The 26,365-nt window shown below is 70.6% G+C and carries 27 protein-coding genes; 9 read left to right on the forward strand and 18 right to left on the reverse strand.

The window, feature by feature from the left end; translation table 11 throughout:
* Positions 1 to 56: 56 nt before the first annotated feature.
* Entirely contained in the window at positions 57 to 812 is a 756-nt protein-coding gene (locus HNR19_RS15330) for a DUF3105 domain-containing protein (RefSeq protein WP_343047212.1), read from the forward strand.
* A 3-nt stretch (positions 813 to 815) separates the two neighbouring features.
* On the opposite strand, the gene HNR19_RS15335 is transcribed toward HNR19_RS15330, so the two are convergent.
* Complete coding sequence (locus tag HNR19_RS15335; protein ID WP_179668725.1) at positions 816 to 1,403, reverse strand: TetR/AcrR family transcriptional regulator; 588 nt, start codon at positions 1,401 to 1,403, stop codon at positions 816 to 818.
* Positions 1,404 to 1,470: 67 nt separating this feature from the next.
* Here HNR19_RS15335 and HNR19_RS15340 point away from each other — a divergent pair, with 67 nt between their 5' ends.
* Positions 1,471 to 2,319, forward strand: a complete 849-nt coding sequence (locus tag HNR19_RS15340) for an alpha/beta fold hydrolase (RefSeq protein ID WP_179668726.1) — start codon at positions 1,471 to 1,473, stop codon at positions 2,317 to 2,319.
* A gap of 28 nt (positions 2,320 to 2,347) precedes the next feature.
* On the opposite strand, the gene HNR19_RS15345 is transcribed toward HNR19_RS15340, so the two are convergent.
* Positions 2,348 to 3,436 (reverse strand): sugar phosphate nucleotidyltransferase, encoded by a 1,089-nt coding sequence (locus HNR19_RS15345; protein ID WP_179668727.1) that lies wholly within the window; start codon positions 3,434 to 3,436, stop codon positions 2,348 to 2,350.
* A 17-nt stretch (positions 3,437 to 3,453) separates the two neighbouring features.
* Here HNR19_RS15345 and HNR19_RS15350 point away from each other — a divergent pair, with 17 nt between their 5' ends.
* Positions 3,454 to 4,206, forward strand: a complete 753-nt coding sequence (locus HNR19_RS15350; RefSeq protein ID WP_179668728.1) for a TIGR03089 family protein — start codon at positions 3,454 to 3,456, stop codon at positions 4,204 to 4,206.
* A 34-nt stretch (positions 4,207 to 4,240) separates the two neighbouring features.
* On the opposite strand, the gene HNR19_RS15355 is transcribed toward HNR19_RS15350, so the two are convergent.
* The 5 genes from HNR19_RS15355 to glf form a co-directional block, all read right to left on the reverse strand.
* Entirely contained in the window at positions 4,241 to 6,352 is a 2,112-nt protein-coding gene (locus HNR19_RS15355) for an N-acetylmuramoyl-L-alanine amidase (protein WP_179668729.1), read from the reverse strand.
* 192 nt (positions 6,353 to 6,544) lie between these two features.
* A complete protein-coding gene (locus HNR19_RS15360; protein ID WP_179668730.1) occupies positions 6,545 to 7,315 on the reverse strand; it encodes an ABC transporter ATP-binding protein in 771 nt (256 codons plus the stop codon).
* 1 nt (position 7,316) lies between these two features.
* Positions 7,317 to 8,189, reverse strand: coding sequence for an ABC transporter permease (locus tag HNR19_RS15365; protein WP_179668731.1), 873 nt, complete (start codon positions 8,187 to 8,189; stop codon positions 7,317 to 7,319).
* Complete coding sequence (locus HNR19_RS15370; RefSeq protein WP_343047213.1) at positions 8,182 to 10,251, reverse strand: glycosyltransferase; 2,070 nt, start codon at positions 10,249 to 10,251, stop codon at positions 8,182 to 8,184. Before HNR19_RS15370 ends, HNR19_RS15365 begins: the two co-directional genes overlap by 8 nt.
* Positions 10,248 to 11,429 (reverse strand): UDP-galactopyranose mutase, encoded by a 1,182-nt coding sequence (gene glf / locus HNR19_RS15375; RefSeq protein ID WP_179668732.1) that lies wholly within the window; start codon positions 11,427 to 11,429, stop codon positions 10,248 to 10,250. Before glf ends, HNR19_RS15370 begins: the two co-directional genes overlap by 4 nt.
* A 105-nt stretch (positions 11,430 to 11,534) precedes the next feature.
* On the opposite strand from glf, the gene HNR19_RS15380 reads away from it, so the two are divergent.
* Positions 11,535 to 12,659: a phosphatase PAP2 family protein gene (locus tag HNR19_RS15380; RefSeq protein WP_179668733.1), complete on the forward strand. Its 1,125-nt coding sequence runs from the start codon at positions 11,535 to 11,537 to the stop codon at positions 12,657 to 12,659.
* Here HNR19_RS15380 and HNR19_RS15385 read toward each other — a convergent pair.
* Together HNR19_RS15385 and HNR19_RS22870 are read right to left on the reverse strand one after the other, a co-directional pair.
* Positions 12,568 to 13,458, reverse strand: a complete 891-nt coding sequence (locus HNR19_RS15385) for a glycosyltransferase (RefSeq protein WP_179668734.1) — start codon at positions 13,456 to 13,458, stop codon at positions 12,568 to 12,570. The two genes, HNR19_RS15380 and HNR19_RS15385, sit on opposite strands and share 92 nt — an antisense overlap.
* The gene (locus tag HNR19_RS22870) at positions 13,455 to 14,399 is read right to left on the reverse strand and encodes a glycosyltransferase (RefSeq protein WP_179668735.1); all 945 of its coding nucleotides are present in this window, start codon (positions 14,397 to 14,399) and stop codon (positions 13,455 to 13,457) included. Before HNR19_RS22870 ends, HNR19_RS15385 begins: the two co-directional genes overlap by 4 nt.
* A gap of 42 nt (positions 14,400 to 14,441) precedes the next feature.
* On the opposite strand from HNR19_RS22870, the gene HNR19_RS15395 reads away from it, so the two are divergent.
* A complete protein-coding gene (locus tag HNR19_RS15395; RefSeq protein ID WP_218910276.1) occupies positions 14,442 to 15,212 on the forward strand; it encodes an inositol monophosphatase family protein in 771 nt (256 codons plus the stop codon).
* Here the strand turns inward: HNR19_RS15395 and HNR19_RS15400 are convergent, their stop codons facing one another.
* Both HNR19_RS15400 and HNR19_RS15405 read right to left on the reverse strand, forming a co-directional pair.
* Positions 15,213 to 16,634, reverse strand: a complete 1,422-nt coding sequence (locus HNR19_RS15400) for an LCP family protein (RefSeq protein WP_179668736.1) — start codon at positions 16,632 to 16,634, stop codon at positions 15,213 to 15,215.
* 83 nt (positions 16,635 to 16,717) lie between these two features.
* The gene (locus HNR19_RS15405) at positions 16,718 to 17,731 is read right to left on the reverse strand and encodes a threonine ammonia-lyase (RefSeq protein ID WP_218910277.1); all 1,014 of its coding nucleotides are present in this window, start codon (positions 17,729 to 17,731) and stop codon (positions 16,718 to 16,720) included.
* A 94-nt stretch (positions 17,732 to 17,825) separates the two neighbouring features.
* Between HNR19_RS15405 and HNR19_RS15410 the strand changes: the two genes are divergently transcribed.
* Positions 17,826 to 18,722 carry a LysR substrate-binding domain-containing protein gene (locus HNR19_RS15410; RefSeq protein WP_179668737.1) on the forward strand — a complete coding sequence of 299 codons (897 nt, stop codon included), beginning with the start codon at positions 17,826 to 17,828 and terminating at the stop codon, positions 18,720 to 18,722.
* Here HNR19_RS15410 and HNR19_RS15415 read toward each other — a convergent pair.
* A complete protein-coding gene (locus tag HNR19_RS15415) occupies positions 18,719 to 19,222 on the reverse strand; it encodes an acyl-CoA thioesterase (RefSeq protein ID WP_343047214.1) in 504 nt (167 codons plus the stop codon). The genes HNR19_RS15410 and HNR19_RS15415 overlap by 4 nt on opposite strands.
* Positions 19,223 to 19,280: 58 nt before the next feature.
* Here HNR19_RS15415 and HNR19_RS15420 point away from each other — a divergent pair, with 58 nt between their 5' ends.
* A complete protein-coding gene (locus HNR19_RS15420; RefSeq protein WP_179668739.1) occupies positions 19,281 to 20,510 on the forward strand; it encodes an LCP family protein in 1,230 nt (409 codons plus the stop codon).
* 120 nt (positions 20,511 to 20,630) lie between these two features.
* Here HNR19_RS15420 and HNR19_RS15425 read toward each other — a convergent pair whose 3' ends face one another.
* The 4 genes from HNR19_RS15425 to HNR19_RS15440 all read right to left on the reverse strand — a co-directional run bounded on the left by HNR19_RS15425 (position 20,631) and on the right by HNR19_RS15440 (position 22,953).
* The gene (locus HNR19_RS15425; RefSeq protein WP_179668740.1) at positions 20,631 to 20,774 is read right to left on the reverse strand and encodes a DUF1059 domain-containing protein; all 144 of its coding nucleotides are present in this window, start codon (positions 20,772 to 20,774) and stop codon (positions 20,631 to 20,633) included.
* A 39-nt stretch (positions 20,775 to 20,813) separates the two neighbouring features.
* Positions 20,814 to 21,386: an LPXTG cell wall anchor domain-containing protein gene (locus HNR19_RS15430; RefSeq protein WP_179668741.1), complete on the reverse strand. Its 573-nt coding sequence runs from the start codon at positions 21,384 to 21,386 to the stop codon at positions 20,814 to 20,816.
* Between the two features lie 204 nt (positions 21,387 to 21,590).
* Positions 21,591 to 22,295, reverse strand: coding sequence for a class E sortase (locus HNR19_RS15435; RefSeq protein WP_179668742.1), 705 nt, complete (start codon positions 22,293 to 22,295; stop codon positions 21,591 to 21,593).
* Between the two features lie 91 nt (positions 22,296 to 22,386).
* Positions 22,387 to 22,953, reverse strand: coding sequence for a TetR family transcriptional regulator (locus HNR19_RS15440; RefSeq protein WP_179668743.1), 567 nt, complete (start codon positions 22,951 to 22,953; stop codon positions 22,387 to 22,389).
* 135 nt (positions 22,954 to 23,088) lie between these two features.
* Between HNR19_RS15440 and HNR19_RS15445 the strand changes: the two genes are divergently transcribed.
* Together HNR19_RS15445 and HNR19_RS15450 are read left to right on the forward strand one after the other, a co-directional pair.
* Entirely contained in the window at positions 23,089 to 23,673 is a 585-nt protein-coding gene (locus HNR19_RS15445) for a hypothetical protein (protein ID WP_179668744.1), read from the forward strand.
* An 83-nt stretch (positions 23,674 to 23,756) separates the two neighbouring features.
* Positions 23,757 to 24,185, forward strand: coding sequence for an organic hydroperoxide resistance protein (locus tag HNR19_RS15450; protein WP_179668745.1), 429 nt, complete (start codon positions 23,757 to 23,759; stop codon positions 24,183 to 24,185).
* Positions 24,186 to 24,243: 58 nt separating this feature from the next.
* Here HNR19_RS15450 and HNR19_RS15455 read toward each other — a convergent pair whose 3' ends face one another.
* Together HNR19_RS15455 and HNR19_RS15460 are read right to left on the reverse strand one after the other, a co-directional pair.
* Complete coding sequence (locus HNR19_RS15455) at positions 24,244 to 25,425, reverse strand: acyl-CoA dehydrogenase family protein (protein WP_179668746.1); 1,182 nt, start codon at positions 25,423 to 25,425, stop codon at positions 24,244 to 24,246.
* Between the two features lie 23 nt (positions 25,426 to 25,448).
* Entirely contained in the window at positions 25,449 to 26,297 is an 849-nt protein-coding gene (locus HNR19_RS15460; protein WP_179668747.1) for a 3-hydroxybutyryl-CoA dehydrogenase, read from the reverse strand.
* Between the last annotated feature and the right edge of the window lie 68 nt (positions 26,298 to 26,365).

Raw genomic sequence — 26,365 nt, forward strand, 5'->3', positions numbered from 1 at the left:
CGCCGCGATCTGCGGCTCCCGCCCGCCCCGACTACGACACCGAGGTACCCCGCACCGTGGCCAAGACCAGCAAGTCCGAGCGTTCGGACCGCCAGAAGGTCATCGACGACATCCGGCGCAAGCAGAAGAGCGCCGAGAGCCGTCAGGGCATGCTCATCGTGGGCGCCTGCATCGCCGTCGCCCTCGCGATCGTCGTCGCGGCGGCGTGGAACCCGGTGATGACCGCGATCCAGCAGCGCAGCAGCAGCGGCAAGCCGCTGAACGAGATCGGTGCGTCGGCCGCCGCGGCCTGCCAGGACGTGACGACCAAGGACGCGACGGGCTCGGGCGACCACGTCGGCACCGGGACCCAGGTCGAGTACGAGGACTCCCCGCCGGCCTTCGGCCAGCACTGGAACGAGGCCGGCGTCGCGCCGGCGCCGATCCAGGAGCGCTACTACACCGAGGACACGCGCCCCGAGCTCGAGTCGCTCGTCCACAACAGCGAGCACGGCTTCACGATCCTCTGGTACGACGAGGAGGCCGCCGACGACTCCGGCATGATCGCCGACATCAAGTCGATCGCGCAGCGCCTCGACGAGAGCGACACCAACAGCCGCTACTCCTTCAAGGCCGTGCCGTGGACCGACGAGGACGGCGAGCCGTTCCCCGACGGCCAGCACATCGCGCTGACCACGTGGACGACCGACGGCGACAAGCAGCTCGGCGTGTGGCAGTACTGCTCGGAGCCGAGCGGCGAGGCGGTCGAGGAGTTCATGAAGGACTACCCGTACACGAAGGCGCCCGAGCCCATCGGTGGAGGCGTGGGCTGAGCCTCAGGCCAGCACCGGCTCCAGCATCTCCAGGAGCGCCCGCTCCGTCGCCCTGACGCCCAGGCCGCCGTCCTCGCGGAGGATGCGCCAGGTCGTCGCGTCACAGATCGCGACGACCTGGGCGAGCCGCCGCTTGCGCATGGCCGCGTCGGTCGACCCGACGAGGTCGCCGAATGTCTCCCTGCACCACGCGACGTGGTAGTCACGGCCGCGCTGGGCGAGCTCCGGCACACCTGGCGCGAGGCGCGCCTCGGCGTACAGCTTGAGGATCAGGCGACCCGCCTCCTCGTAGAAGCCGACCAGCGCGTGCACGGTCTCCTCGACCGTCGCGCCCTTCGCCGCCTCCCGTGCTGACACGAGGCGCCCGAACTGGCGCTCGACTGTCGCCGCGAGCGTGCCCGGCTTGCCGCCGAAGCGACGGATGACGGTCTGGACCGTGACACCCGCGTCCGCGGCCACGTCCTCGAGCCGGACCTGGTCGTAGGGAAGGCGGCCGAACCGCTCGAGCATGGCGTCGAGGATCCGCTCGCCCGTGCGCTCGGCGGCCGCTGCCCGCGCACCCATGCGGTAGGGCCGGGTCTTGCTTTTCATGTGTATGAGACTAACATCATCTATATTGACGTTAGTCTCACTCATTCGAAATGACAGGAAGCAGATCATGGACCCCACCCGCACCGCCCGGCCGGCCGCCCACGCCGAGGGCTCGACGTTCGTCCCGACCCGTCTCGGACGGCTCCACGTCCGCACGCTCGGGGAGGGGCCGCTCACCGTCCTCTGGCCGTCGATGTTCGTCGACAGCCACACCTGGGACCGCCTCGTCGGCCACCTCGGCGGCGGCCGCCGCTTCGTCCTCGTCGACGGTCCCGGCCTCGGACTCAGCGACGCACTCACCCGGGACACCGACATCGCGGAGGCGGCCCACGCAGCGGTCGACCTGCTCGAAGGACTGGGCGCCGATGGTCCGGTCGACTGGGTCGGCAACGCCTTCGGTGGCCACGTCGGCTTCGACCTCGCCACCAGGCCCGGCGTCCTGCGGAGCCTGGTGGCCATCAGCTCCCCCGCCGAGCCGATCCCCGACGAGCTGCGCAAGCAGATCCGGATGATGCTGCCGATCCTTCGGGTCGCCGGGCCGGTGGGACCGGTACGGGCGGCGACCATCGAGGCGATGCTCACCGAGGCGTCCGCCGCGGATCCGCAGGTGCGCAAGGTCGTGACCGCATCACTCGCCCGTCCGTCGCGCCGGAGCCTGACCCGCGCCGTGCGGTCCTTCATCCTTGATCGAGTCGACGTCTCGCACCAGCTGCGCGACATCGTGGTGCCGAGCCTCTTCGTCGCCTCGGACGACCGGGGCGACTGGAGTGCGGAGGACGCGCGTCACGCGGCCCGGATCGCACCCGGCGCCGAGGCCGTGGTCATCACCGGTGCGCGCACGCTGATCCCGCTGGAACAGCCGGTCGCCACTGCGGCCGCGATCCTGGCGTTCTGGAAGAAGGTCGACCTGGCCTGAGGGGTCGCGTCCTCGAACACCGGGGCGGTCAGGTCAGCTGGTCCCGGCCGCTGCCCTTGAGCGCGGCGACGATTCCCTTCACGTCCTGCGCGCGCTCGCGCGTCGTCACGAGCAGCGCGTCGGGAGTGTCGACGACGACCACGTCGTCGAGGCCGATCACCGCGACCACCCGGTCCGAGCCCGGCACGACCAGCCCGGTGGTGTCCGAGCCGAGCACCCGCGAAGGGTCCCCCAGCACGACCCGCTCGGAGCGATCGCCGAGCAGGCCGGCGAGGGAGTCGAAGTCGCCGATGTCGTCCCACCCGAAGCCGCCGGGCACGGTGGCGACCCGGCCGGCCGCGGCCGCGGGCTCGGCGACGGCGTGGTCGATCGGGATCTTTGGGCACTGCTCCCAGAGCTCGTCGATGCGTGAGGTGTCGGCGGCGATCGTGCGCAGCGTGTCGACGAACGCCCGGTCCTGCGTCGCCAGCAGCTCGAGCAGCACGCGCGGGCGCACGACGAACATGCCCGCGTTCCAGCGGTAGCCGCCGGCGGCGAGGTAGCCCTCGGCGACCGCGACCGACGGCTTCTCCACGAACTCCTGCACCCGGCAGGCGCGGGCGTGGCCGGGGAGCGGGTCCCCCTGGTGGATGTAGCCGAACGCCGAGCTCGGGAACGCCGGCTCGATGCCGATCGTCACCAGGTAGTCCTCACGCGCCGCGGCGACGGCCTCGCGCACGGTGTCCCCGAACGCGTCGGCGTCGGGGATGACGTGGTCGGCGGCGAACGACCCGAGCACCAGGTCCTCGCCGCTCGCGTCCGCCCGCCGCTCGAGCACCGCGGCGGCGACGCCGATCGCCGCCATGGAGTCGCGCGCGGACGGCTCGGCGATCACGGCGTCGGCGCCGAGCGACGGGAGCTGCGCACGTACGGCGGCCTCGTGCCGCTGCCCGGTCACCACCAGGATCCGGTCCTCGGCGAGCGGCGCCAGCCGGTCGGCCGTCTGCTGCAGCAGCGTCCGGCCGCTGCCCGTCAGGTCGTGGAGGAACTTGGGCGATCCGGAGCGGGACAGCGGCCACAGCCGGGTGCCCGCGCCACCGGCGGGGACCACGGCCCAGAATCCGTCAACAGCAGGCACCCGGCGACAATAGCGGCGTGCCCACGTTCTCTGACGTCATGTCCGCCCGGTTGCGCCGCGACCCCGGCCAGCCGCTCGTCACGTTCTACGACGACGTCACCGGCGAGCGCGTCGAGCTCTCGGTGACCACCTACGCCAACTGGGTCGCGAAGGCGTCGTCGCTGCTCGTCGACGAGCTCGACCTCGAGCGGGGCGACACGATCCGCATCGACCTGCCGCCGCACTGGTTGGGCACGGTGTTCCTCGGCGCGGCCTGGACGGCCGGCCTCGTCGTCACCGACGCGGACGACCCTGACGCGGTCGTGTGCGGCCCCGACACGCTCGGCGACTGGGCGCCGCGGGCGACCGAGCTCGTCGTACTGGCGTGCTCGCTGCTGCCGCTGGGGGTCCGGTTCGCCGAGCCGGTGCCCGCGGGCGTGCACGACGTGGGCGTCGAGATCTGGTCGCAGCCCGACGCGTTCATCCCCTGGGACCCGCCGGGTGAGGGTGATCCCGCGCTGGCCTGGGCGGGTCTCGATACGGCCTCGCCTAGCGGCTCGGCCTACTCGACCACCCTGAAGGAAATGATAGAGACGGCCGCCGCCGGGACTCTCGTCTCCGACGGCGACCGCCTCTTGTCGACCGCGAACCCGGCTTCCCCACCAGGTGTCGCGGCCTTCCTGGAGCCCGTGGTCTCCCACGGCTCCCTGGTCCTGGTCGCCCGGGCCGGACAGGAGCGTCTCGATGCGATCTACGCCGCCGAGCGCGCCACCGCCCGCTTCCCCGCCTAGGTGCCAGGCACCGCTTCCCCTTCTTCCCCTCGATTCAGCCGATGTAGTTGAACGCGCCCGCGCTCTTGCCCAGCGTCACCCGCTCGCCGAAACCCTTGCGGGTGCCCGGGAACAGGTAGAGGTCGCCGGACTCCTTGCCGCGCGCCACCAGGTCCGCGTGGCCGGTGAGGCCCACGTCGCTGACGCCGACCAGCCAGTCGTAGCCGGCGACGTCGAGCGTGACCGGCTTGGTGCCGACCAGCCCGCCGGGGCCGTTGCCCGGGCGCAGCGTGATCCGGTCGCCGGTGCGGCTGAAGACGTCGGCGGCGCCGTCGAAGTCCCACCGGCCGACGCCGACGATGCGGTTGGCCTTGATGTTGCCGTAGGCCGGGTAGCTCTCCCGCAGGCCCTCGGTGCCGGCGCCCGGGTAGAGCCGCATCGAGCCGCCCTTCGGCTGGCCCATCAGGTCCGGGTAGCCGTCGCCGGTCATGTCGCCCACCGCGGACAGCAGCTGGACCCGGCCGAAGCCGGTCGCGATCTGCCGGGCCGTGTCGAACTTGCCCTTGCCGAGACCGCGGTAGAGGTCCAGGCTGCCGTCGCCGGCGCGGACCACCAGGTCGCCGACGCCGTCGCGGTCCCAGTCACCGGCCTTGAAGATGTTGCGCACGCCGTCGAGGTCGAGCCCGGTCTCGACCGGCTCGCCGACGGAGACCCGGCCGTCGTTGGCGCGGCGCAGCGGCAGGATCACCACGGTGCCGTTGCTCGCCCGACGCGCGACCAGGTCGGGGTGGGCCGAGCCGATTAGGTTGGACTCGAGCTCTCGGCCGCGCCAGTCGGTCTGGTACTCCTTCGCCTTGGCGCGGATGTCGGAGAGCCGGTTGTAGAGGTACTGCCCGGGGCAGGCCGTCGATCCGGCGTCGCGGTGCCCGTTGATGGCCTGGAAGTAGCGCGAGGTGACGAACGTCTTCTTCCACCCGGCGCCGACGCCGTGCAGGCCGAGCTTCCAGGCGAACAGGCGTCCGTAGGCCTCGATCATCGCGTCGGAGGGACGGGCGGTCTCGAAGTTGCCGATCGCCGACATCGCGAACGCGTCGTCGTTGTAGCCGAGCGTGTGGGCGCCGACGACGGGCCGGTGGACCCCGCCGTAGCGGCCCTCCCAGATCCGGCCGAAGCGGTCGACGAGGAAGTTGTAGCCCACGTCGCTCCAGCCCAGCGAGCGCGTGTGGTAGGCGTAGATGCCGCGGATGATGCCGGGCACCTGGGCGCGGGTGTAGTCGTTGGCGTTGACCGTGTGGTGGACGAAGCCGGCGTGGATCTCGTGGTAGTGCAGCGACGGCTTGTCGCGCATCCGCTCGTCGGCACCCCACTGGGCGCGGGAGAAGATCTTCGGCCGCGGGGCGACCGTGGTCACCGCGCGCATCTGCGCGTCGCCGCTGGCCGGCGCCTCGACGACCGCGGTGTCCGCGGTATCGGGGGCCATCAGGTCACCGGTGTCGATCTCGGGTGCCTGGCGCGCGGTCTGCTTGCTGGCGCCGGGGTCGATGACGGCGAGCTTCATGTCGGCCGGCGCGGTGCGGTCGGCCTCGACGCGGACCTGCACCTCGTCGACCTCGCCGACCAGGAGCGGGTCGGTGCCCGGACGGGCGTTGGCCGCCTCGGCGCTGTCGGGGTCGGGGCCGTGGTCGTCGTGGTACTCCAGGCCGATCCAGCCCGACCAGGTGCCCGCGTCGCGGTAGCGGACCTCGAGCCCGATCGCGTCGTCCGGGACCCTGCTGCCGTGTGCCCACGTGACGCCGACGGCGCCGTACCCCTCGACCGGGACGGCGTCGCTGGTGATGTGCTCACCGGTCGCCGTACGGCGCGTGGTCGCGCGCAGCGCGCCGGCCGCGAGCCGGGCGCCTGCCGGCGCGGTGAGGCTGTACTCGTCGACCTCGGCGTCGACCGGAGCGGTGGGGACCGTGGCCGGACGCTCGGCGGACCGGAGGAACACGCCGTGACCGGGCAGCACGCCCTCGGCGTCGGACGGCGGCCGCACGTCCATCGTGATCGTGCGCGCCGCGGGCGTCAGCACCGCGACCACCACGGCCAGCGCGAGCAGCTGCTGGCAGGCGGTCACGAAGCGACTGCGGTTGGCCGTCGACGGGCCGGAGAAGCTCGGGGAAAACATGGTGAATCTGCTCCAGTCGTGTGCGGGGAAGGTGTCACACGAGAAGCAACTTTCACATCAGTCACACGCGTTGGGAAGAGATCGCGAGTAACTACAAACGTGTAATTTCCACTCGACACGCCGACGTTCCCCAGAAATGTCAAGTCCCCGATCGGCAGGGCCGATCGGGGACTGAGCAGGAGCGGTCACCCGCTACACGTCGTCTCCGGTGTCCTCGTCCTCGTAGACGTCGTCGGGGTCGGCGTCGTAGTGGAGGTACTTGATGCCCTCGTCGACGTCGCCGTCGAAGCCCATCCGGCCGTTCTCGAGCACGATCACCCGGTTGCACATCTTGCGGACCGAGCCGGCCGCGTGGCTGACGTAGAAGATGGTGCGGCCGCTCTCGCGGACCTCCTTCATCTTCTGCATGCACTTGCGCTTGAAGGGCTTGTCCCCCACCGCGAGCGCCTCGTCGGCGAGGAAGATGTCCGAGTCGACGTGGATGGCGACCGAGAATCCGAGCCGCGCGCTCTGGCCCGAGGAGTAGTGGCCGACCTGGGTGTCCAGCTTCTTCTCCAGGCCCGAGAATTCCACGATCTCGTCGAACTTCCGCATCGTCTCGGCCTCGCTCATGCCGAGGATCGCGGCGTTGAGGATGAGGTTCTCCCGGCCGGTCAGCTGCGGGTGGAAGCCGGCGCCGGTGGCGATGAGCCCGGCGATCCGGCCCCGGGTGAGCACGGTGCCACCGTCGGGCCGCATCACGCCGCTGATCATCTTCAGCAGCGTGCTCTTGCCGGAGCCGTTGAGGCCCATCAGCCCGATCGACTCCCCCTCCTCGACCGTGAACGACACGTCGTCGACGGCGCGGAAGGTGTCGCTGATCTGCTGCCGGCGCGCGAGCGCGACGGTGATCTGCTTGAACGTGCGGTGGTACTGGAGCGTGAACTCCTTGGTGACGTTCTCCGCCTTGATCGCGATGGCCATGTCAGAGGCGCTCCGGGATCTTGTTGTCGAGCTTGTTGAAGATCAGCTGCGCGCCCACGAGCATCACCAGGCCGACGCCGAGCATCCCGAGCCCGAGCAACAGCAGGTTGTCGGGCAGGTGCTCGGCCATGATGTCGGACTTGCTGTGGTCCTTGTCGGGGACGCCGACCCAGAACGCGCGCTGGAACAGCAGCACGGCGTCAGCGAGCGGGTTGAGCAGGTAGAAGTCCGCCGCGCGGCCGAAGCGGCTCTCGACCATGCTGTAGGGGTAGATCATCGGCACGCCGAAGCGCACCAGCATCTGCAGGACGTTGACGATGTTGCCGAAGTCGCGGAAGAACACGTTGGCGACGCTGAACACGAGCGCGACCGCCGTCCCGATCGCCATGATCATCAGGAGCGCGATCACCATCGCGAGCATGCCCACCGGGTCTGGAGTCCAGCCGCTCAGCACGCACGCGATGACGAGCACCACGAGCTGCGGACCCACGTGGTACAGCGACACCAGCATCGTCGCGACGGGGAACATTTCCCGCGGCAGCGGCATCTTCACGACGATCGACTTGTTCCGCACGATCGACCGGGTGCCGGCGCCGAACGTCTCCGTGAAGAAGTGGACGATCACCAGTCCGGCGAACAGGTGGATAGGGAAGTTCGGCACCTCGTCGTGCAGGTTGAGGACGCCGCCGATGATCGCCCAGTAGACGAGGAACTGCGCGAGCGGGTTGATGTAGGACCACAGCAGCCCGAGGAACGACCCCTGGTAGCGCGCGTTGATCTCACGGCGCACCAGGAGCCGCAGCAGGTAGCGCCGCTGGAAGACCGCCAGCAGGCCGTTGTTGGCCGTCGGCGGCGTCAGCTGCGCCTCAGCCATTCGCGTCCGACAGTTCCGGGGAGGACTCCTCCATCCACGGCGCGAACGTCTTCTCCCAGGTCTCCGGAGAGGTGATGTCGGCCAGGGCAGCGCGGTAGCGCTCGGCGAGCTCGTCCCAGTTGGCAGCGAGCTCCTTGTGGATCGCGACCGTCTTCTTCATCATCTCGCGGAACTGCTGCGGGTCGCGGCGGTAGAACGCCTGGGCGCTGCCGTCGGGCAGCGAGACCAGCGCGGAGTCGTAGCGGGCGACCTTGTGCCACTTCGCGTCCTGGGCCATGATCTCGGCCTCCGGGAACTCCCGCGACGCCTCGCGCGGGGCGCGCAGCTGACGCAGCGGCTGGAGCAGCGCCTGGAGGGTCGCGGCCCTGCCGGAGATCACCGGCGACGGCTCCTTGCCCTTGCGCGGAAGCTTGTGTCGCTTGACCTCGGGCAGCTCGTCCGGGTCGGTGAGCAACGTGGCGTCGTCGTAGCCCTTGACCATCTCCTTGAGCGAGGGCAGGACGGTCGGGAGCAGCTCGTGCAGCGCTTCGGGGCCGCGGAGCACGTCCTCGAGCGCCTTGTGGCGCAGCGCCACCGTGGAGTACTGCATCGTCACCAGGTGCTTGACCTGGTGGTTGAAGCTCTCCTTCACCATCCGGCCACCGCGCGGGTACTGCGAGTGCAGCAGGGCCGCGATGAAGCGGTTGCGGACGTGGAAGTAGGACTGCCAGTCGAGCGCGTCGTTCTTGTCGGTCCACGGCACGTGCCAGACCGCAGCGCCGGGGAACGACACGGTCGGGAAGCCGGCGTCCTTGGCCCGCAGCCCGTACTCGGAGTCGTCCCACTTGATGAAGAGGGGCAGCGACAGGCCGATCTCGCGGAGCACCTCGGCCGGGATCAGGCACATGAACCAGCCGTTGTAGTCGACGTCGATGCGCGCGTGCAGCCACCGGGTCGAGCGGATGTTGCGCTCGCTGAGGTCCCAGGCAGGGAAGACGCCGGGAGCCGAGCCCCACCAGAAGGTGTACGGCGCGACCTTCTCGCCGAAGCTGTGCAGCTGCGCCTTCTGGTAGATGCTGAACATGTGGCCGCCGACGATCGTCGTCTTGCGGCACAGGTCGCCGAACACGATCGCGCGGACGATGCCCTCGGTCTCGCACTCGACGTCGTCGTCGAGCATCATCACGTACTTCGAGCGGCCGTCCTTGAGGCCCTCGTACTGGGCACGGGCGAAGCCGCCGGAGCCGCCGATGTTGCCCTGCTCGATGATCGTGAGCTTGTCGCCCAGCGCGGCCTCGGCCTCGGGGAAGTACTCCGAGTCGACGACCTTGTCCTTGCCCTGCTCCATGACGAGCACGCGGTCGAGGTAGCCCTCGAGCTGGGTGGACTCGCCGAGCTGGGTGAGCAGCTTGGCGCAGAAGTCCTGGCGGTTCATGGTGGTGATGCCGATCGTCACCGTGCCGTTGGTGGCGCGCTCCGGCGGCACCTCGGCGGTCCACTCGGCGGCCTCGACCACGGCGTCCTCGTCGGCCGCGACCACGTCGTACCAGTACCAGCCGCCGTCGGCGAACGGCTTCAGCGGCAGGTCGAAGGAGAACTCACCGGTCGTGTCCTCGACGGCGGCGGAGTCGACACGCTGCGAGCGGCCGTTGGACAGCGACCGGTAGACGATCACCGTCGCGCCCTTGCCGCGCAGATGCACGGTCAGCCGGACCTTGTCGACGATCGTGTGGCGGCGCCAGTACGACGCCGGGAACGCGTTGAAGTAGGTGCCGAACGAGATCGACTCGCCCATCTCCACTCGGAACGCCGTGCGCGACTCGATCTGGTCGGGGTGGATGACCTTGCCGCCCTTGGTCGCGTTCTGGAGCCGCTGCGCGATCGCGTTGGCCTCCTGGGCGGCCCGGCTCGCACCGATGTCGAACTTGTCGGCGTCGAGCTGCGCCGGGTCGGGGTCGACGTACAGGCGGATCACGTCGGTGTCGCGACCGGCGGGCATGATCTGGCGCATCAGCGTGATGCGCGCGGTGCCCGGCGCGTGCGCGCCGGCGGCCTCGTGGGTCTGGGTGTGGGTGACGGTCACTCGTCCACTCCTCCGCTGGTCAGCGGGGCGCCGTCCTTGAAGTGCGGCGCCAGCTTGTTGTCGAACATGGAGAGGGCCGAGCCGATCGCCATGTGCATGTCCAGGTACTTGTAGGTGCCGAGGCGGCCGCCGAAGAGCGTCATCGGCTCCTTCTTCGCGAGGTCGCGGTACTTGAGCAGCTTCTCGCGGTCCTCGGCGGTGTTGATCGGGTAATAGGGCTCGTCGCCCTCCTCCGCGAAGCGGCTGTACTCGCGCACCCGGATCGTCTTGCCCTTGGTGTAGGACGCCGCGCGCTCGGGGTGGAGGTGCTTGAACTCGAGCTCGCGTGTGAACGGCACGTCGGGGTCGTTGGCGTTGACCACGCCGGTGCCCTGGTAGTCGTCGACGTCGAGGACCTCGGACTCGAGGTCGACGGTGCGCCAGGACAGGCGGCCCTCGGAGTTGCCGAAGTACTCGTCGACCGGGCCGGTGTAGACGATCGGCACCTTGCCCTGGAACTCGTCGCGGACGTCGAAGAAGTCGGTGTTGACCCGCACCTCGATGTTCGGGTGGTCGGCCATCCGCTCGAGCCACGCCGTGTAGCCGTCGACGGGCAAGCCCTCGTACTTGTCGTTGAAGTAGCGGTTGTCGAACGTATAGCGGACCGGGAGGCGCGTGATGATGTCCGCGCTGAGCTCCTTGGGGTCGGTCTGCCACTGCTTCTGGGTGTAGCCCTTGATGAACGCCTCGTAGAGCGGGCGGCCGATCAGGCTGATCGCCTTCTCCTCGAGGTTCTTCGCGTCCGCGGTGTCGATCTCGCTGGACTGCTCCGCGATCAGCGCGCGGGCCTCGTCGGGGGTGTGCGACTTGCCGAAGAACTGGTTGATGAGACCGAGATTCATCGGCAGCGAGTAGACCTGCCCCTGGTACTTGCCGAACACCCGGTGCTGGTAGTTCGTGAACGAGGTGAAGCGGTTGACGTACTCCCACACCCGCTCGTTGGACGTGTGGAACAGGTGCGTGCCGTACTTGTGCACCTCGATCCCGGTCTCCTCGTCGAACTCGGAGTAGGCGTTGCCGCCCAGGTGGGAGCGACGCTCGAGGATCAGGACCTTCAGGCCGAGCTCGCTCGCGCAGCGCTCGGCGATGGTCAGACCGAACAAGCCGGAGCCGACGACCAGGAGATCAGGAGTAGACACGGTCGGTCAGTCTACGGTCGTCCGGGACCCATTCCCCCATCCGGGCGACCCCGGCGCGGCGATAAGTCCGGGACACTGTCGGCGTATCCCTCTACCCTTCTGCAGGTGAACAACGAGTACGGCGCACCGCGCTGGCTCCCGCGTTTCGCCCTGGCATGGGGAGCCGGGCTGGCACTCGCAGTAGCCACCGTCGTGATCTCCCTCACAGAGGACCTCCCCATCCGGGACCCGGACGACGACATCGTGCCGGGCTACATCCGATATCCGGCGATCGTGCTCGGCGCGATCCTGGCCGACATCGTGCCCCGCGTGCTCCACCGCGCAGGACGGCCGGGTGCCGGCTGGCTGTTGCGCGTGGTCATGCACTGGGGCGAGGTCGTGCGGGAGCGGTGGCAGCGCGACCACCTCCTGTTCGCGCTCAACGGCGGGCTCGCGTGGTACCTCTGCTACGCCGCGTTCCGCAACGTCAAGAGCATGGCTCCGTTCGTCCACGAGAAGATCTACGACGACCAGCTCGCCGACGTCGACCGGTTCCTGTTCGCGGGCCACGACCCCGCGTCGGTGCTGCACGAGTGGTTCGGCACCGGCTGGGTGGCCCACCTGCTCGCGATCGTCTACGTCGCGTGGATCGTGATGGTGCCGATCACGATCGCGATCGCCCTGGTGTGGACCCGCCACACCCGTGCCGGCGAGTGGCTCGTCACTGCGATCGCCGTCGACTGGGTGCTCGGTGCGGCCATCTACCTGCTCGTGCCGACGGTCGGGCCGATCTACTCCGACCCGGCGACCTTCGCCTCGTTGCCCGAGACGTTCGTCACTCCGCTCCAGGAGGACCTGTGGTCCGACCGGCTGGCGGTGATGGCCGACCCGGTCGGCGCGGGCACCCTGCAGACCGTCGCGGCGTTCGCGTCGCTGCACGTCGGCATCATGGTGACCATCTGCATCGTCGGCGAGCTGATCGCGCTCCCCCGGTGGGTGCGCGTGTCGAGCTGGGTCTTCCTCGGGCTGACGATCCTGTCGACGGTCTACTTCGGGTGGCACTTCGCCGTCGACGCCGTGGGCGGGGTCGCGCTGGGCGCGACCGGCGTCTGGGCCGCCGGCATCGCGACCGGCAACCGCGTCGGCTGGCGCCTCCGGCTCAGGCGCGAGGAAGAGCCCGCATCCGCCGCGCGTCCTGAAGAGCTCGACGTGCGTTCCGAGCCTCCGGGCGACCACCTCGCACGGGACTGAGCACGATCACCCCTGCGGCGATCAGCCACGGCTTCGCGCGCACCAGCGGGTTCTCGCCGTACCGGAAGTGCACCGCGAACAGGTTGCGGTACATGTAGTAGCCCTTCCAGCTGCTCAGGTCGTGCTGCTGGTCGAAGTCGAGCTGACGGACGAGCACGGCGTCGCGGACGGCGTCGATGGTGAAGCCCGCGCGGCGCGCGCGGATCGCGTAGTCGCAGTCGTCGTAGAAGATGAAGAAGCTGTCGTCGGGCAGCCCGATCGCGTCGACCACGTGGCGGCGCACCATGAAGCCCTCGAACGCGACGTTCTCCAGGGGCACGGTCGCCGGCATCGCCGCGCGGCTGCCGTAGGTGCCCACGACGCTCGCCGTCTTGGGCTTCACGCTGAGCGGGTTGCGGAGGTCGAACCGCAGCGCGGCGTACTCCGCGAGGTTGCCGCGGCTGTCCTCGCGCACGGCCATCAGGCAGTCGCCCTGGTGGGTGAGCAGCACGGTGAGGCAGTCGGGCGCCGGGACCACGTCGTCGTCCATCAGCCAGTAGCGGTCGAAGCCCTGCTCGTGCGCGGTCTTGAGGCCGAGGTGGAAGCCGCCCGCGCCGCCGAGGTTGTCGGGCGAGGTGATCACGTGCAGGCCCGGCACGTCGGCGCGCGCGAGCACGTCGGCCGTGTCGTCGGTGCTGGCGTTGTCGACGACGAACACCGCGTCGGCGGGGCGGTCGAGGCGCGCCAGGCCGGCGAGCATGTTCTCGAGGAGCGCCGACCGGTTGTAGGTCACGACGACGATCGCCACCGTCTCGGTCACTTCAGATACCTCTCGTGGCCGGTGAAGTCGCCGCGCAGCCCGGCGTACGCCGCCCGGGCGCTCATCGCGATCCGGGCCGGCTGCGGCTTGGTGAACAGGTAGAACCACACGGTCTTGAGCCAGAACAGGAGCACGTGCACCCAGCCGCGGTAGGCCAGCAGGTTGAGCGTGTTGTTGCGCGCCATGCAGTAGTGCTTGAGGTCGCTCGGGGTGTGGTTGTAGGTGGTGCGGGCGAACATCATCGGGGTGCCGAGGCTGCCCACCGACGGGTGCAGCACGGTGGCGTCGACGACGGTGGCGATCCGGGCGCCCTCGGCCTCGGCGCGGAGCCGGTACTCGTGGTCGTCGCCCCAGATGAAGTACTCCGCCCGGGGATAGCCGATCCGCTCGACGAGCGCGCGGGTGAGCAGCACGCCGTTGAACGGGATGACGATGCCGTCGAGCCGCCGGGACCCGGCGGCCGCTGCCGCGCTGGCGACGTCGTGGACGACGCGGGTGCCGCCGGGCAGGCGGATCGGGAAGACCAGCCGGGCGGGGTCGGCCTCGTCGACGACGAGCGGTCCCCAGAAGTCGAGGTCGGTCTCCTCGGTGAGCCGCTCGAGGCAGCCCTCCGCCGGCAGGCCGTCGTCGTCCATCAGCCAGACCAGGTCGGCGTCGGTCTCCTCGATCGCCCACTTCAGGCCCTCGTGGAAGCCGCCCGCGCCCCCGGTGTTGTGGTCGAGGGTCCGGTGCTCGATCCGCAGGTTGGTCGAGTAGTCCGAGCCGCTAGGCGAGGACGTATCGAGACCCCGGAGCCACTCCCCCGTGCCGTCGGTCGAGGCGTTGTCGACGACGAGCACCCGGTCGAGGGCGCCGGACGCGACGTCCTCACCCAGCCGCGCGACCAGCTTCTCGAGCAGGGAGCGGCGGTTGAACGTCACCACCACCGCCACGATCCGCACGGCCTGAACCCTAGGTCACCCGCGCCCGATAGCGTGGACCGCGTGGACACCGACGCCGTACTGCGGCTGATGCAGGATGTCGCCGCCGAGGTCATCACGCCCCGCTTCCGGGCGCTCCAGGACCACCAGGTCGAGGAGAAGAACCCCGGCGACCTGGTGACGATCGCCGACCACGAGTCCGAGGAGCTGCTGACGGCCGCGCTCAACGCCGCGTACCCCGACGCGGTGGTGCTCGGCGAGGAGGCGTTCGCGCACGACCCCGGCCTGCTCGACCGCTTCAACACCGCCGACCACGGCTTCACCGTCGACCCGGTCGACGGCACCAAGAACTTCGTGCACGGCTCCCCCGACCACGCCGTGATGATCGGGGAGCAGCGCGGCGGACAGGTGGTGCGCGGCTGGATCTGGCAGCCCCAGCACGAGGCGGCGTACGTCGCCGAGGCCGGCGCCGGAGCGTGGCTCAACGGCGAGCGGCTCACCGCCGCGACGGCCGACGGCGCGCCGTACCGGACGGCACGGTGGAAGTGGCGCGGCAAGCAGCTGGGCGACCTCGGCACCCTGGAGGCGACATGGGCGTGCTGCGGCGTCGACTACCCGCGGCTGATCGCCGGTGAGGCGCGCGCGATCGTCTACAACCACAGCAAGCCGTGGGACCACCTGCCGGGCGCGCTGCTGGTCAGCGAGTCGGGTGGGCGGATCGGCATGATCGACGGCAGCCGGTTCGACCCGCGGGCGCTGGGCTCGGGCATCGTCGGAGCGCCGGACGACGCGACGTACGACGCCGTCGTCGAGGCCGTGCAGCCGCTCAGGTAGTCAGCAGACCGCCGCGAGGTCGTCGGCGTCGTTGGCGGCGTAGCCCTCGCTGAGGGAGCCGATCGACCCGCCGGTCATGGTGTCCGGGGCCTTCCGGCGCTTCTTGGTCGGCGGCGGGGCCTCGCCCTCGGCGCGGTCGATCGCCTCGGCGACGGTCTCGTGGACGAGGTCGATGTCGGGGTCGGCGGTGTTGATCAGCGGCGGGACGAGCGACACCGTCGACATCTTCTGGTCGCGCGCCTTGAGCCCGAGGTCGATGAAGCGGTCGACCTCGGAGGCGGGCAGGTTCGTCTGGAACATGTCGGTCGACGCCTTCGCCAGCGCCTCGAAGTTGGTCAGCGCCTTCTGCGGGCTGACCTGCTGGACCAGCGCGTTCATCACACACTTCTGGCGCGCCATCCGGGAGTAGTCGTCGGAGCCCTCGCGGGCGCGGGCGAACCACAGCGCCTCGAAGCCGTCGAGCGTCTTGATGCCCGGCGAGATGTGCGTGTAGAAGGGGTCGCTCGGCAGCCCGACCGGGATCTCGTCGCGGACGTTGAGCTTGACGCCCCCGACCGCGTCGACCAGCGACTTGAAGCCCTCGAGGTTGACCATCGCCCAGTAGTTGATCTCGAGGCCGGTGATGCCCTCGACCGCCATGATCGTGGCGTCGGTGCCCGGGTTCTCGGAGCTGCCGAACAGGTCCGTGTGGTCGCCGGCCCAGGTGCTGACGCCGTTGAGGTAGCAGCCGTCGCAGTTGAACCCGTCGGGGAACTCCTCGTCCATGACCGACCCCTCCTTGAACGGGAAGTTGGCCATGTTGCGCGGCAGGCCGATGAGCACGGTCTGCCCGGTCTCGGCGTCGATCGAGGCGACCGTCATCGAGTCGGGACGCAGGCCCCACCGGCTCTCGCCGGAGTCTCCGCCCATCAGCAGCACGTTGTAGCGGCCGTCGTGGGCGTCGCTGACCGAGCCGTCGCCGAACAGGGCGATCGCCAGGTCGCGCTGCACGCCGACGAGGTGCGCACCGAACAGGAGGGTGCCGGCGACCGAGAAGCAGAGGATGCCGTTGACGCCGACCACGGCCCGGCGGTGCGGCAGCTGGAGGCTGAGAGGCTGTCCGATCCGCCAGGCGTCGATGAAGAGGGCCGCCCAGCCGATGGCGCCGGCGAACAGGGCGAGCCGCGCGACCAGCAGCACGTTCTTGTCGAACGCGAGCGTGAACGCGAAGCCGTGGTCGAGGGCGCTGATCGTGAGCACGAGAGCGCCGGTGACCAGGAGGCCGATCCAGATCCGGAGCGCGATCAGTCCGATCCGGCGGTTGCCGTGCAGCAGCTGCGCGGACCCGGGGGCGACGAGGGTGAGCGCCATGAGCGCGAGGGCTCGGCGGAACCGGACGCGGGCAGCGCGGTCGGCAACGGTGAGCGCTGACGGATCAGCCATGTGGCGGTACTCCTGCACAGGGGAAGATGAGCAGTGCGCCCAGTATCACCAGTCACACCTGTCACAGGAGGCACGACGCGCCGCTACCGCCCCAGGCGTGCGATCTCGTCGGGAGAGGCGTTTCCGCCGGTGACGACGACACCCACCTTCGCGCCCGCTGCCCGGTCACCGTCGGACAGGAGGCCGGCCAGCGACGCGGCGCCGGCTCCCTCGGCGAGGGTGCTCGCGCGTGTCGCGAGCAGCCGGGCGGCGGCGTCGATCTCGTCGTCGGTGACCAGGAGGAAGTCGTCGAGCCGGTCGCGGAGCACCGACTGCGGCAGCGGGTAGCCGGTCGTCGTGGCGAGACCGGCCGCGCGCGTCGTGCAGGGCGCCTTCTGGATCTCGCCGGTGCGCCAGGAGAGCCAGCCGGCCGGCGCGGCCGACGACTGGACGCCCACCACCCGGCACGAGGGGGCGATCCGGTCGCGCACGAGGCACGCCCCCGCCGCGCCGGTGCCGCTCCCGACCGGCACGTAGAGCACGTCGAGGTCGGGCGCGCTGGTGAACAGCTCGACGTACGCCGTGGCGTGGCCCAGGATGATCCGCGGGTCGGTGGTGTCGACGTACGCGAACCTCCCGGTGGTTGAGGTGCGAGGCGCCCCAGCGCCGAGCCTCGAAACCTCGGGACAGCCCAGCTCACGCGCGCGCTCGCTGGCGTCGCCGAGGGTGTCGCCGTGGACGATCACGGTCGCGCCGAGCGCGCGGACCGCCTCGCGCCGGATCTCCGGGGCCGACGAGGGCATCACGATCGTCGCCGGCACGCCGGCGAGGCGGGCGGCGTACGCCACCGACTGGGCGTGGTTGCCGGTCGAGCACGTCACCAGGCCGCGGGCGCGCTCCTCGTCGGTGAGGCGGGCGGCCAGGTAGACCCCGCCGCGGACCTTGAACGCCCCGGTCGGCAGCACGTGCTCGTGCTTGACCAGCACCTCGGCGCCGACCGCGGCGTCGAGCAGCGGGTGCGCGACGAGCGGGGTGCGCTCGAGCCGCGCCGACACGACGTCGGCCGCGTCGAGGATCGCGTCGTACGACAGCGGCTGCCTCTCGAGCATCACGGTCATGCCTTCATGGTCGCCCCGCGACCACCTATCGGTCCAATAGTTCTTTTCACATGATCCGATCGACGCGATCGATCTGTCGGCGTACGCTCGTGCCGTGATCGACCTTCGCCGCCTCGAGGCCCTCGTCGCGCTCCACCAGACCGGCACGGTCTCGGCCGCGGCCGCCCGGCTCCAGTACGGGCAGCCGACGATCTCCCACCACCTGCGCCGGCTGGAGGCCGAGACCGGCAGCGTGCTTCTCCAGCGGGTCGGCCGCGGCGTACGGCTGACCCCCGACGGCGAGCGGCTCGCGCGCCGCGGCGAGGAGATCCTGGGGCTGCTGGCGCGGGCCGAGGCCGAGCTCGACGCCGCCACCAGCCTCCAGGCCGGGGCGGTCCGGCTCGCGGCGTTCCCCTCCGGCGCGGCGACCCTGGTGCCCGCGGCGGTCGCGGCCCTCGCCGACGCCCACCCCGGGCTGACCCTCGACCTCACCGAGGCCGAGCCGCCGGAGGCGGTCCGGATGCTGCGGTCGGGCGCCGTCGACCTCGCGCTGACCTTCGCCTACCCCGACCAGCCGGACGCCGACAGCGTCACCTCCACTCCCCTGTTCGACGACCCGCTCTACCTCGTCGGCGCGCCCGGCACCGACCTCGGCGCCGACGACGAGCACCTCGAGCGCTTCGCCGCGACCCGCTGGATCACCGGCTGCGAGCGGTGCCGCAGCGAGCTGCTCGCGCTGTGCGCCCAGGCCGGCTACACGCCGGAGATCGCGTTCGCCAGCGACGACTACGTCGCCGTGCAGTCGCTCGTCGCGACCGGCCTCGGCGTGACGGTGCTCCCGGGCCTCGCGCTGCGCGCGCACCAGAACCCGGGCGTCGTGCGGCGCGCGGTGCCCGAGGCGTTCCGGCGCATCCAGGTGACGACGTACGGCGCCGCGCCCCACCCGCCGGCGGTGACCGCCGTGGCGACGGCCCTCGCCGAGGTGGCGCGGTCGCTGCGCGCGGCCGCCTAGCTCCTGCGCCCCGCCTCGATCTCGGCGCGCTTGGCGAGCCGGTGGGCGCGGCGGATCTCCGCCTCCCGCATCCGGCGCTCGTCCTCGGCGGTCTCCGCGCGCAGCCCGGGCACGGGTCGCGCGTCCCCGGCGCCGTCGATCGCGACGAACACGAAGTAGGCCGACGCCACGTGCAGGCTCTCCGCGGTGTCGTCCCACGGCTGGGTCTCGATCCGGACGCCGATCTCCATCGACGACCGGCCGGCCCAGTTGATCTGCGCGAACGTGCGCACGATGTCGCCGACCCGCACCGGCTCGAGGAACGCCATCTCGTCGAGCGCGGCCGTGACGGCCGGTCCGCCGCTGTGGCGCTGCGCGACGACGCCGGCGGCGGAGTCGGCGAGCTTGAGGATCTCGCCGCCGTGGATGTTGCCGAGGAGGTTGGTCTGCGACCGCGACGTGACCTCCGCGAGCTCGATGCGGGAGAAGGACGGCGTGCGGGTCTCGAGGGGTCCGGTCACGGCCCTGACGGTAGCGGCTGCCGGGCTCGTGACGTGCGGTTCAGTAGGCTCCCTGTCCATGTCCGACGCAGGCAGCAAGGGTCCCGACGGTGACCAGCCCGGCTTCGACTGGCTCTACGGCAAGAAGGGCCAGGCGGGCCAGGGCGACCGACCCGCGCCGCCTCCGCCCCCGCCGCCGGCCCCCCGGCCGCCGGCCGACGACCACCCCGAGCGGACGCGGCTGATGCCGACCCAGCCGCAGGGCGGCGAGCCGCCGTACCAGCAGCGCCCGACCACACGGCCGACCCCGCCGCAGGTCGCGCCCGCCCCCGGCGCGCCGCCGCCGTCGCGCGGTCGCTCGGGCCGCAGCGGCTGGGCGCGCCCCGGCCGGTGGATCAAGATCGTGCTCGCGCTCCTCCTGCTGTGGGTCGTCTACCTCGTCGCCGTCCCGCTCTGGACCTGGAGCAAGGTCGACAAGATCGCGTTCGAACCCGAGGGCGACCGCCCCGACGACCAGCCCGGCACGACGTACCTCATGGTCGGCAGCGACTCCCGCGCGGGCCTCAGCGAGGAGGAGCGCAAGAAGTACGCGACCGGGAACTCCGAGAGCTCATTGGCCGACACGATCATGATCCTGCACACCGGGTCGGGCCCGAGCGTGCTGATCTCGTTCCCGCGCGATTGGACGATCGACGGCAGCAAGATCAACGGGTTCTACGACCCGGGCGACCCGACGGCGCTGGTCAAGACGCTGGAGCAGCAGACCGGCATCCGGATCGACGAGTACATGGAGATCGGGCTCGGCGGCGTCGCCGGCGTCGTGGACGCGGTCGGCGGCGTGGAGATCTGTCCCAAGGAGGACATCACGGACCCGAAGGCCGGCCTGAAGGTCAAGAAGGGCTGCCAGGAGGCCGACGGCGAGGTCGCGCTGGCCTACGCCCGGACCCGCGCGACCACCCTCGGCGACCTCGACCGCGTCGGCCGGCAACGCGAGGTCGTCGCCGCGATCGGCGACAAGGTGCTCTCGCCGTGGTCGGTGCTCAACCCGTTCCGCTACTGGAACCTCAACGGCGCGATCCCCGACTTCTTCGCGTTCGGCGAGGGCACCGGCCCGATCGACGGCTCCCGGTGGGCGCTCGCGATGAGCCGCGTCGGCGGCAGCGGCATGACCTGCACGATGCCCGTCACCGACGGCTCCGCCACCGAGATGGACCGCGAGCGCGCCGACCCGCTGTGGGACGCGATCATCGAGGACCGCACCGACGACATCACCAAGGCCCAGTGCACCGTCGCGGGCCTGCCGCGCTGATCTGCCGCGCTATATGTGAGGTTGTGGCGCGTGCGCTCGCAAGGCGGACGAGCGAAGGCGACCTGAAAGGCGAAGCGGTCGTCGAGCGAGGACAACGCCGCGAGCGCGCGTGCCACAACCTCACATAGCCATGAAGAGGATTTCCTCGCGGGAATACTCGCGACCGGGGTGCTCGAGGGCGAGGTGCTCCTGCACCTTCTCGACGAGCTCGTCGTCGGTGTCGCCACGCAGGGTGACGTCACAGGGGCAGCGAAGGGACGGCATGGCGCCTCCTCGGCCTGGATCGCAGCGATCGTCAGGCGGTCAGTGCGCCGGGACCTCTGCCCGGCGACGGGAGTAGACCACGATACCGGCGCCGGCGGCCACCAGGACGAGGCCGGCGAGCAGCCAGAGGACGGCCGGACCACCGGTGTCGGGCAGCAGCCCGTTGTCACCGTCGTCGTCGCCGTCGCCCCCACCGTCATCGTCGGAGACGGTGAAGACCTGCTCGGCCTGGCACTGGCGGCACTCGGTCGCGTCGTCCGGCACGAAGGTGCTGGTGAACTTGTGCGTGCCCTCGGGGACCACGGGGCCGACGAGCCTGATCATCCGGCCGTTGGTGTGGACCGTCTTGGTCCAGACCACGTCGGCCGCGTTGGTCGTCCCCGCGCTGGCGTTGATGTTCGTGCGCAGGTGGACCGTCAGGGTGCCGGCAGGCTGGTTCTTGGCGTTGAGACGGGCGCCGATCTGGACGATCACGCGCTCTCCGGGCTCGGCCTTGATGATCTTGATGATGCACAACGGCTTGGGAATCGGACCGTAGGGGTCCGCCGTCGCTGAGGACGTGACAAAGAGAGCCGCCATGGCCACCGAGACCATGAGGAACAGCTTGCGCATCATCAACCCCCTTCGTGGGTTACCGGCTCAACGAGGGACCCAACCAGAGGTGACGCGGGTCGCGCAGTCTCTTGCACGATCCACCACCAAGGGCAGGAAACGACGTTGGGAGCAGAGCCGCTAGGGCTGACGCCCGGCGCGGTCACGCTGACCCTAGCGGATCCGGCGGTGTTCCGTCCGGAGACGGCCCGGTTCGGTCAGGCGTCAGTCCGTGGGGTTGGTCTCGACCAGGTGACCGAACACCACAGAGCGGTTGTCGGTGTGGAAGATCTCCGAGCAGGTCAGCAGCGTGATCAGGTGCTTGCCCGCGTCGGCGGGCGGCTGGGTGCCGCTGTCGGGGTTGACCGGGCGCGGGTCCAGCACCCAGTCCTCGGTGAAGGGGACGATCAGGTCGGTGCCACCGGTGTCGAGCACGTAGGTGTACGTCGCCGTGCGGGTCTCGACGATCACCTCGTCGCCCGGCTCGAGCTGGGGCAGCTCGGCGAACGGCTCGCCGTGGGTCACCCGGTGCCCGGCGAGCACGTAGTTGCCGACCTGTCCTGCGTCGGCGGTGTCCTCCATGTGGCCCACCCCGGCCGCGAGGACCTCGTCGGAGGACCCCTCGAGCACGGGCACGGCGTAGTCGTCGCCGAACCGCGGGATGTGCAGGATCGCCGTGGCGCGCCCGAAGTCGGTGCGGACCGCGTCGCTGCCCTCGGCCCAGCCGGCCTCCAGGGAGCCGACGACCTCCTGCTGCTTGCGCTCCGACAGCCAGTTCGTGCCCCAGAACTGCCAGGCCACCCAGCCGAGCACCGCGACGCCGGCGACGATGAGCGCGAGGCCGAGGGCGGTCACGGCCTTGTTGCGGTCGCGCTTCTTCACCTTGACCCGCTCGCGTCGTACGCGCTGCGGCTCCTCGGTCGTGGTCATCGGTTCCCTCCTGCAGGCTCCCGCAGGACACAACGCTCCCCCACGGCCCGGGTCACGTCCAGACCCGACATCCCGGGCCGGCCGTTGAGCGTCAGCGGTCGTCGCGACTGCGATAGGCGAGGAGTCCCTCGACGCCGCGCAGGAACGTCTCGCACACGAGCGTGGGGTCGGCGAGGCAGCCGGCGGCCATGGCGCCGTCGCGCAGCATGACGAAGTGGCGGGCGGCCGGCTCCGCGTCGGGCTTCCCCGTCTCGGCGAACAGCTCCTCGACCGTGGCCAGGAACCAGTCGCGGTGCTCGACGACCGCGCGATGCACCGGGTGCGCGGGGTCGGGGTATTCGGCCGCAGCGTTGAGGAACGCGCAGCCGCGGAAGTCCGGGAGCTGGATGGTCTCGGCGATTCCCGCGGCAACGGCACGGATCACGTCGTCGATGGCAGCGCCCTCCGCCCTCGCGGCCGCCAGGCGCGCGCGGACCAGCTCGTCGGCCTGGGTCAGGTAGGCGACCACTAGGTCGTCCTTGCCAGGGAAGTGCCGGTAGAGGGTGGCACGCGTGACGCCCGCCGTGGAGATGATCCGGTCGACTCCGACGGAATGCAGACCTTCGGCATAGAACAGCCTGCTCGCCGTGCTGAGCAGTCGCTCGCGCGCCTCGGACACGGACTCCCCTCTCGTTCGGTACCGCACGACGGTAGCAGATAGAACGGTCGGTCTTGACATCGCGAGAACCATCCATCACTCTGAAAGAGACCGACCGGTCTATCTACCTGCCGAATCCGAGAGATCGAGGATCCGATGCCCCATTCCACCGCGGCCGAGGCGGTTGCCGCCGCGGCGACGCCCGCCAGCAGCGCCACCATCCTGCGCAACCTCTACGCCGCCCGGTTCGTGTTCGCGATCGCCTGGGCGGGGCTGCTCGCCACCGACGCGTCCGACCTGAGCCCGTTCACCGTCGCCCTGCTCCTGGCCTATCCGCTCTTCGACCTCGGCGCAGCCCTCTACGACCTCCGGTCGTCGGCTGCCGCGTCTCAGCGTGTCCCGCTCCTGGTCAACGTGGCGTTGAGCGCGGCCACCACGGTCGGCCTGGCCGTCGCGGTCTCCTCCGGCATCCCCGACGTACTGCGGGTGTGGGGTGTCTGGGCGATCACCGCGGGCGTCGTGCAGCTGGTCGTCGCCGCCCGACGCCGTGGCCTCGGCGGGCAGTGGCCGATGATCCTCAGCGGCGGCATCTCCGTCCTCGCCGGCGCGAGCTTCATCGCGGTGGCCTCGGGCGACAACGCGTCCCTGCGCGCCCTCGCCGGGTACGCGACCCTCGGCGGCATCTTCTTCGCCGCCTCCGCGTCCCGGCTGCGCCGCACGGACACGAGCTCCGAGCGATGACCGCCGCCATGTCCGGTCCCGCGGCCGGCACGTCTCACGACCCCAACCAGTCGCACGACCCCACCCAACCGAAGGAGCACCCCATGCCCACCTCCCACTACACCGCCGTCGCCACCTCGACCGGGGACGGCCGCGCCGGAGGCCGCGCCCGGACCGACGACGGCCTGCTCGACCTCACTCTCGCTATCCCTCGCGAGATGGGCGGGCCCGGCGGCGCCACGAACCCCGAGCAGCTGTTCGCCGCCGGCTGGGCCTCCTGCTTCCACTCCGCGCTGAAGGCGATCGCGGCGGGCCGAAAGATCACGCTGGCCGACTCAGCCGTCGTCGCGGAGGTGGGCATCCACTCGACCGGGCAGGGCGGCTTCAACCTCTCGGCGGCCCTGCACGTCGAGCTCGGGGGTGTCGACCAGGAGACCGCCGACTCGCTCACCGCTGCCGCCCACGAGGTGTGCCCCTACTCCAACGCCACCCGCGGCAACATCGCGGTCACCGTCGACGCCACCGTCGCGTGACGGAGGCTCCGCGGCTCGGACCACGCCAGGGCGCTCGTGCCGAGCGGAGCGCGAGCGCCTAGATCGTGCTCTGCACTCCGTTGAGCAGCTGCCGCGCCATCACGATCCGCTGCACCTGGTTGGTGCCCTCGTAGATCTGAGTGATCTTGGCGTCGCGCATCATCCGCTCGACCGGGTAGTCGCGGGTGTAGCCGTAGCCGCCGAGGACCTGCACGGCGTTGGTGGTGACCTCCATCGCCACGTCGGAGGCGAAGCACTTGGCCGCGGCGCCGAAGAACGTCAGGTCCGCGTCGCCGCGCTCGGACTTGGCCGCGGCGGCGTAGGTCATCTGGCGGGCGGCCTCGACCTTCATGCCCATCTCCGCGAGCAGGAACTGGACACCCTGGAAGTCGGCGATCGGCTTGCCGAACTGCTGCCGCTCCTTGGCATACCCGAGCGCGTAGTCGACGGCGCCCTGGGCGACGCCGACGGCCTGCGCGGCGATCGTGACCCGGGTGTGGTCGAGGGTCTTCATCGCGATCTCGAAGCCCTCGCCCTCGGCGCCGATCATCCGGTCGGCCGGGATGCGGACGTTGTCGAGGTAGACCTCGCGGGTCGGGGAGCCCTTGATGCCGAGCTTCTTCTCCGGGGCGCCGAACGAGACGCCCTCGTCGGACTTCTCCACGACGAACGCGGTGATGCCCTTGGAGCCCTTCTCGGGGTCGGTCATCGCGAGCACGGTGTAGTACTCGGAGACGCCGGCGTTGGAGATCCATCGCTTGACGCCGTTGAGCACCCAGTGGTCGCCGTCGCGCACCGCGCGCGTCTTCTGGTTGGCGGCGTCGGAGCCGGCGTCGGGCTCGGACAGGCAGTAGGAGAACCCGCCCTCACCGGCGGCGAGCTTGCCGAGGTACTTCGCCTTCAGCTCCTCGGAGCCGCCGATCTGCACGGGCAGCGAGCCCAGCTTGTTGACCGCCGGGATCAGTGAGGAGGAGACGCAGGCGCGGGCGATCTCCTCGATCACGATGCACGTCGCCAGCGCGTCCGCCCCGGCGCCGCCGTACTGCTCGGGCACGTGGACGGCGTGGAAGTCGGAGGCGAGGAGGGCGTCGTGCGCCTCCTGCGGGTAGCGCGCCTCCTCGTCGACCTCCGCGGCGTACGGCGCGATCTTGTCGTCGCAGATCGCGCGGACGGCCTCGCGGACGGCCCGGTGCTCCTCGGACAGCCCGTAGTACGGGAAGTCGGACAGGGAGTCAGACATCGTGTGTTCCTTCGGTTGGGTGATCAGTACGGGTAGAACCCGTGACCGGACTTCTTGCCGAGCAGGCCGGCGTCGACCATCCGCTCCAGCAGCGGGGGCGGGGAGTAGAGCGGCTCCTTGAACTCGTCGTAGAGCGAGACGCCGATCGCCCGCAGCGTGTCGAGGCCGATCAGGTCGGACAACGCGAGCGGGCCCATGGGGTGGCCGCAGCCGAGGACCATCCCCTTGTCGATGTCGGCGGCGGAGGCGTAGCCGGCCTCGTACATGCGGATCGCGGAGAGCAGGTAGGGCACCAGCAGGCTGTTGACCACGAAGCCGGCACGGTCGGTCGCCTCGATCGGCTGCTTCCGCAGCGTCTCGCTCACGAACGTCTGGACGCGCGCGATCGTCTCGGGCGAGGTGGTGAGCGACGGGACGAGCTCCACGAGCTGCATCACGGGCGCGGGGTTGAAGAAGTGGACGCCCATCACCCGGTCCGGGCGGCCGGACACGGCCCCGAGCTTCACGATCGGGATCGAGCTGGTGTTGGAGGCCAGGATCGCCTCGTCGTCCTCGAGGATCGCGCCGACCTGGCGGAACAGGTCGAGCTTGACGCTCTCCTGCTCGCTGGCCGCCTCGACCACCAGCTGGCGGTCGGCAAGCGAGGCGAGGTCGGCGGTGAAGGTGATGCGCCCGAGGGCCTCGGTCGCCTCGGCGGCACTGATCTTGCCGCGGCTCTCGGCGCGGTCGATCGACGAGCGCACCCGCTCCTCGGCCGCGCTCGCGGCGTCGGGGCTCACCTCGACGACGACCACGTCGGCGCCGGCACGGGCGCACACCTCGGCGATGCCTCCGCCCATCAGTCCGCCGCCGATGACACCGATCCGCTCCATGCGCCGCTCCCTCCGCCCGGAATCCAGTACTGTTGCGACGGTACTCCGTACCATCGCGAGTGGTCCAA

It is taken from the genome of Nocardioides thalensis (assembly GCF_013410655.1).
Taxonomy (GTDB): domain Bacteria; phylum Actinomycetota; class Actinomycetes; order Propionibacteriales; family Nocardioidaceae; genus Nocardioides; species Nocardioides thalensis.

What these genes read in the sequence shown, in the direction of transcription:
- HNR19_RS15335 (WP_179668725.1), bottom strand. Translation starts at nt 1,403, where the DNA reads ATGAAAAGCAAGACCCGGCCCTACCGCATGGGTGCGCGGGCAGCGGCC.
- HNR19_RS15340 (WP_179668726.1), top strand. Translation starts at nt 1,471, where the DNA reads ATGGACCCCACCCGCACCGCCCGGCCGGCCGCCCACGCCGAGGGCTCG.
- HNR19_RS15355 (WP_179668729.1), bottom strand. Translation starts at nt 6,352, where the DNA reads ATGTTTTCCCCGAGCTTCTCCGGCCCGTCGACGGCCAACCGCAGTCGC.
- HNR19_RS15360 (WP_179668730.1), bottom strand. Translation starts at nt 7,315, where the DNA reads ATGGCCATCGCGATCAAGGCGGAGAACGTCACCAAGGAGTTCACGCTC.
- HNR19_RS15365 (WP_179668731.1), bottom strand. Translation starts at nt 8,189, where the DNA reads ATGGCTGAGGCGCAGCTGACGCCGCCGACGGCCAACAACGGCCTGCTG.
- HNR19_RS15400 (WP_179668736.1), bottom strand. Translation starts at nt 16,634, where the DNA reads ATGGCTGATCCGTCAGCGCTCACCGTTGCCGACCGCGCTGCCCGCGTC.
- HNR19_RS15405 (WP_218910277.1), bottom strand. Translation starts at nt 17,731, where the DNA reads ATGACCGTGATGCTCGAGAGGCAGCCGCTGTCGTACGACGCGATCCTC.
- HNR19_RS15420 (WP_179668739.1), top strand. Translation starts at nt 19,281, where the DNA reads ATGTCCGACGCAGGCAGCAAGGGTCCCGACGGTGACCAGCCCGGCTTC.
- HNR19_RS15425 (WP_179668740.1), bottom strand. Translation starts at nt 20,774, where the DNA reads ATGCCGTCCCTTCGCTGCCCCTGTGACGTCACCCTGCGTGGCGACACC.
- HNR19_RS15430 (WP_179668741.1), bottom strand. Translation starts at nt 21,386, where the DNA reads ATGCGCAAGCTGTTCCTCATGGTCTCGGTGGCCATGGCGGCTCTCTTT.
- HNR19_RS15435 (WP_179668742.1), bottom strand. Translation starts at nt 22,295, where the DNA reads ATGACCACGACCGAGGAGCCGCAGCGCGTACGACGCGAGCGGGTCAAG.
- HNR19_RS15445 (WP_179668744.1), top strand. Translation starts at nt 23,089, where the DNA reads ATGCCCCATTCCACCGCGGCCGAGGCGGTTGCCGCCGCGGCGACGCCC.
- HNR19_RS15450 (WP_179668745.1), top strand. Translation starts at nt 23,757, where the DNA reads ATGCCCACCTCCCACTACACCGCCGTCGCCACCTCGACCGGGGACGGC.
- HNR19_RS15455 (WP_179668746.1), bottom strand. Translation starts at nt 25,425, where the DNA reads ATGTCTGACTCCCTGTCCGACTTCCCGTACTACGGGCTGTCCGAGGAG.
- HNR19_RS15460 (WP_179668747.1), bottom strand. Translation starts at nt 26,297, where the DNA reads ATGGAGCGGATCGGTGTCATCGGCGGCGGACTGATGGGCGGAGGCATC.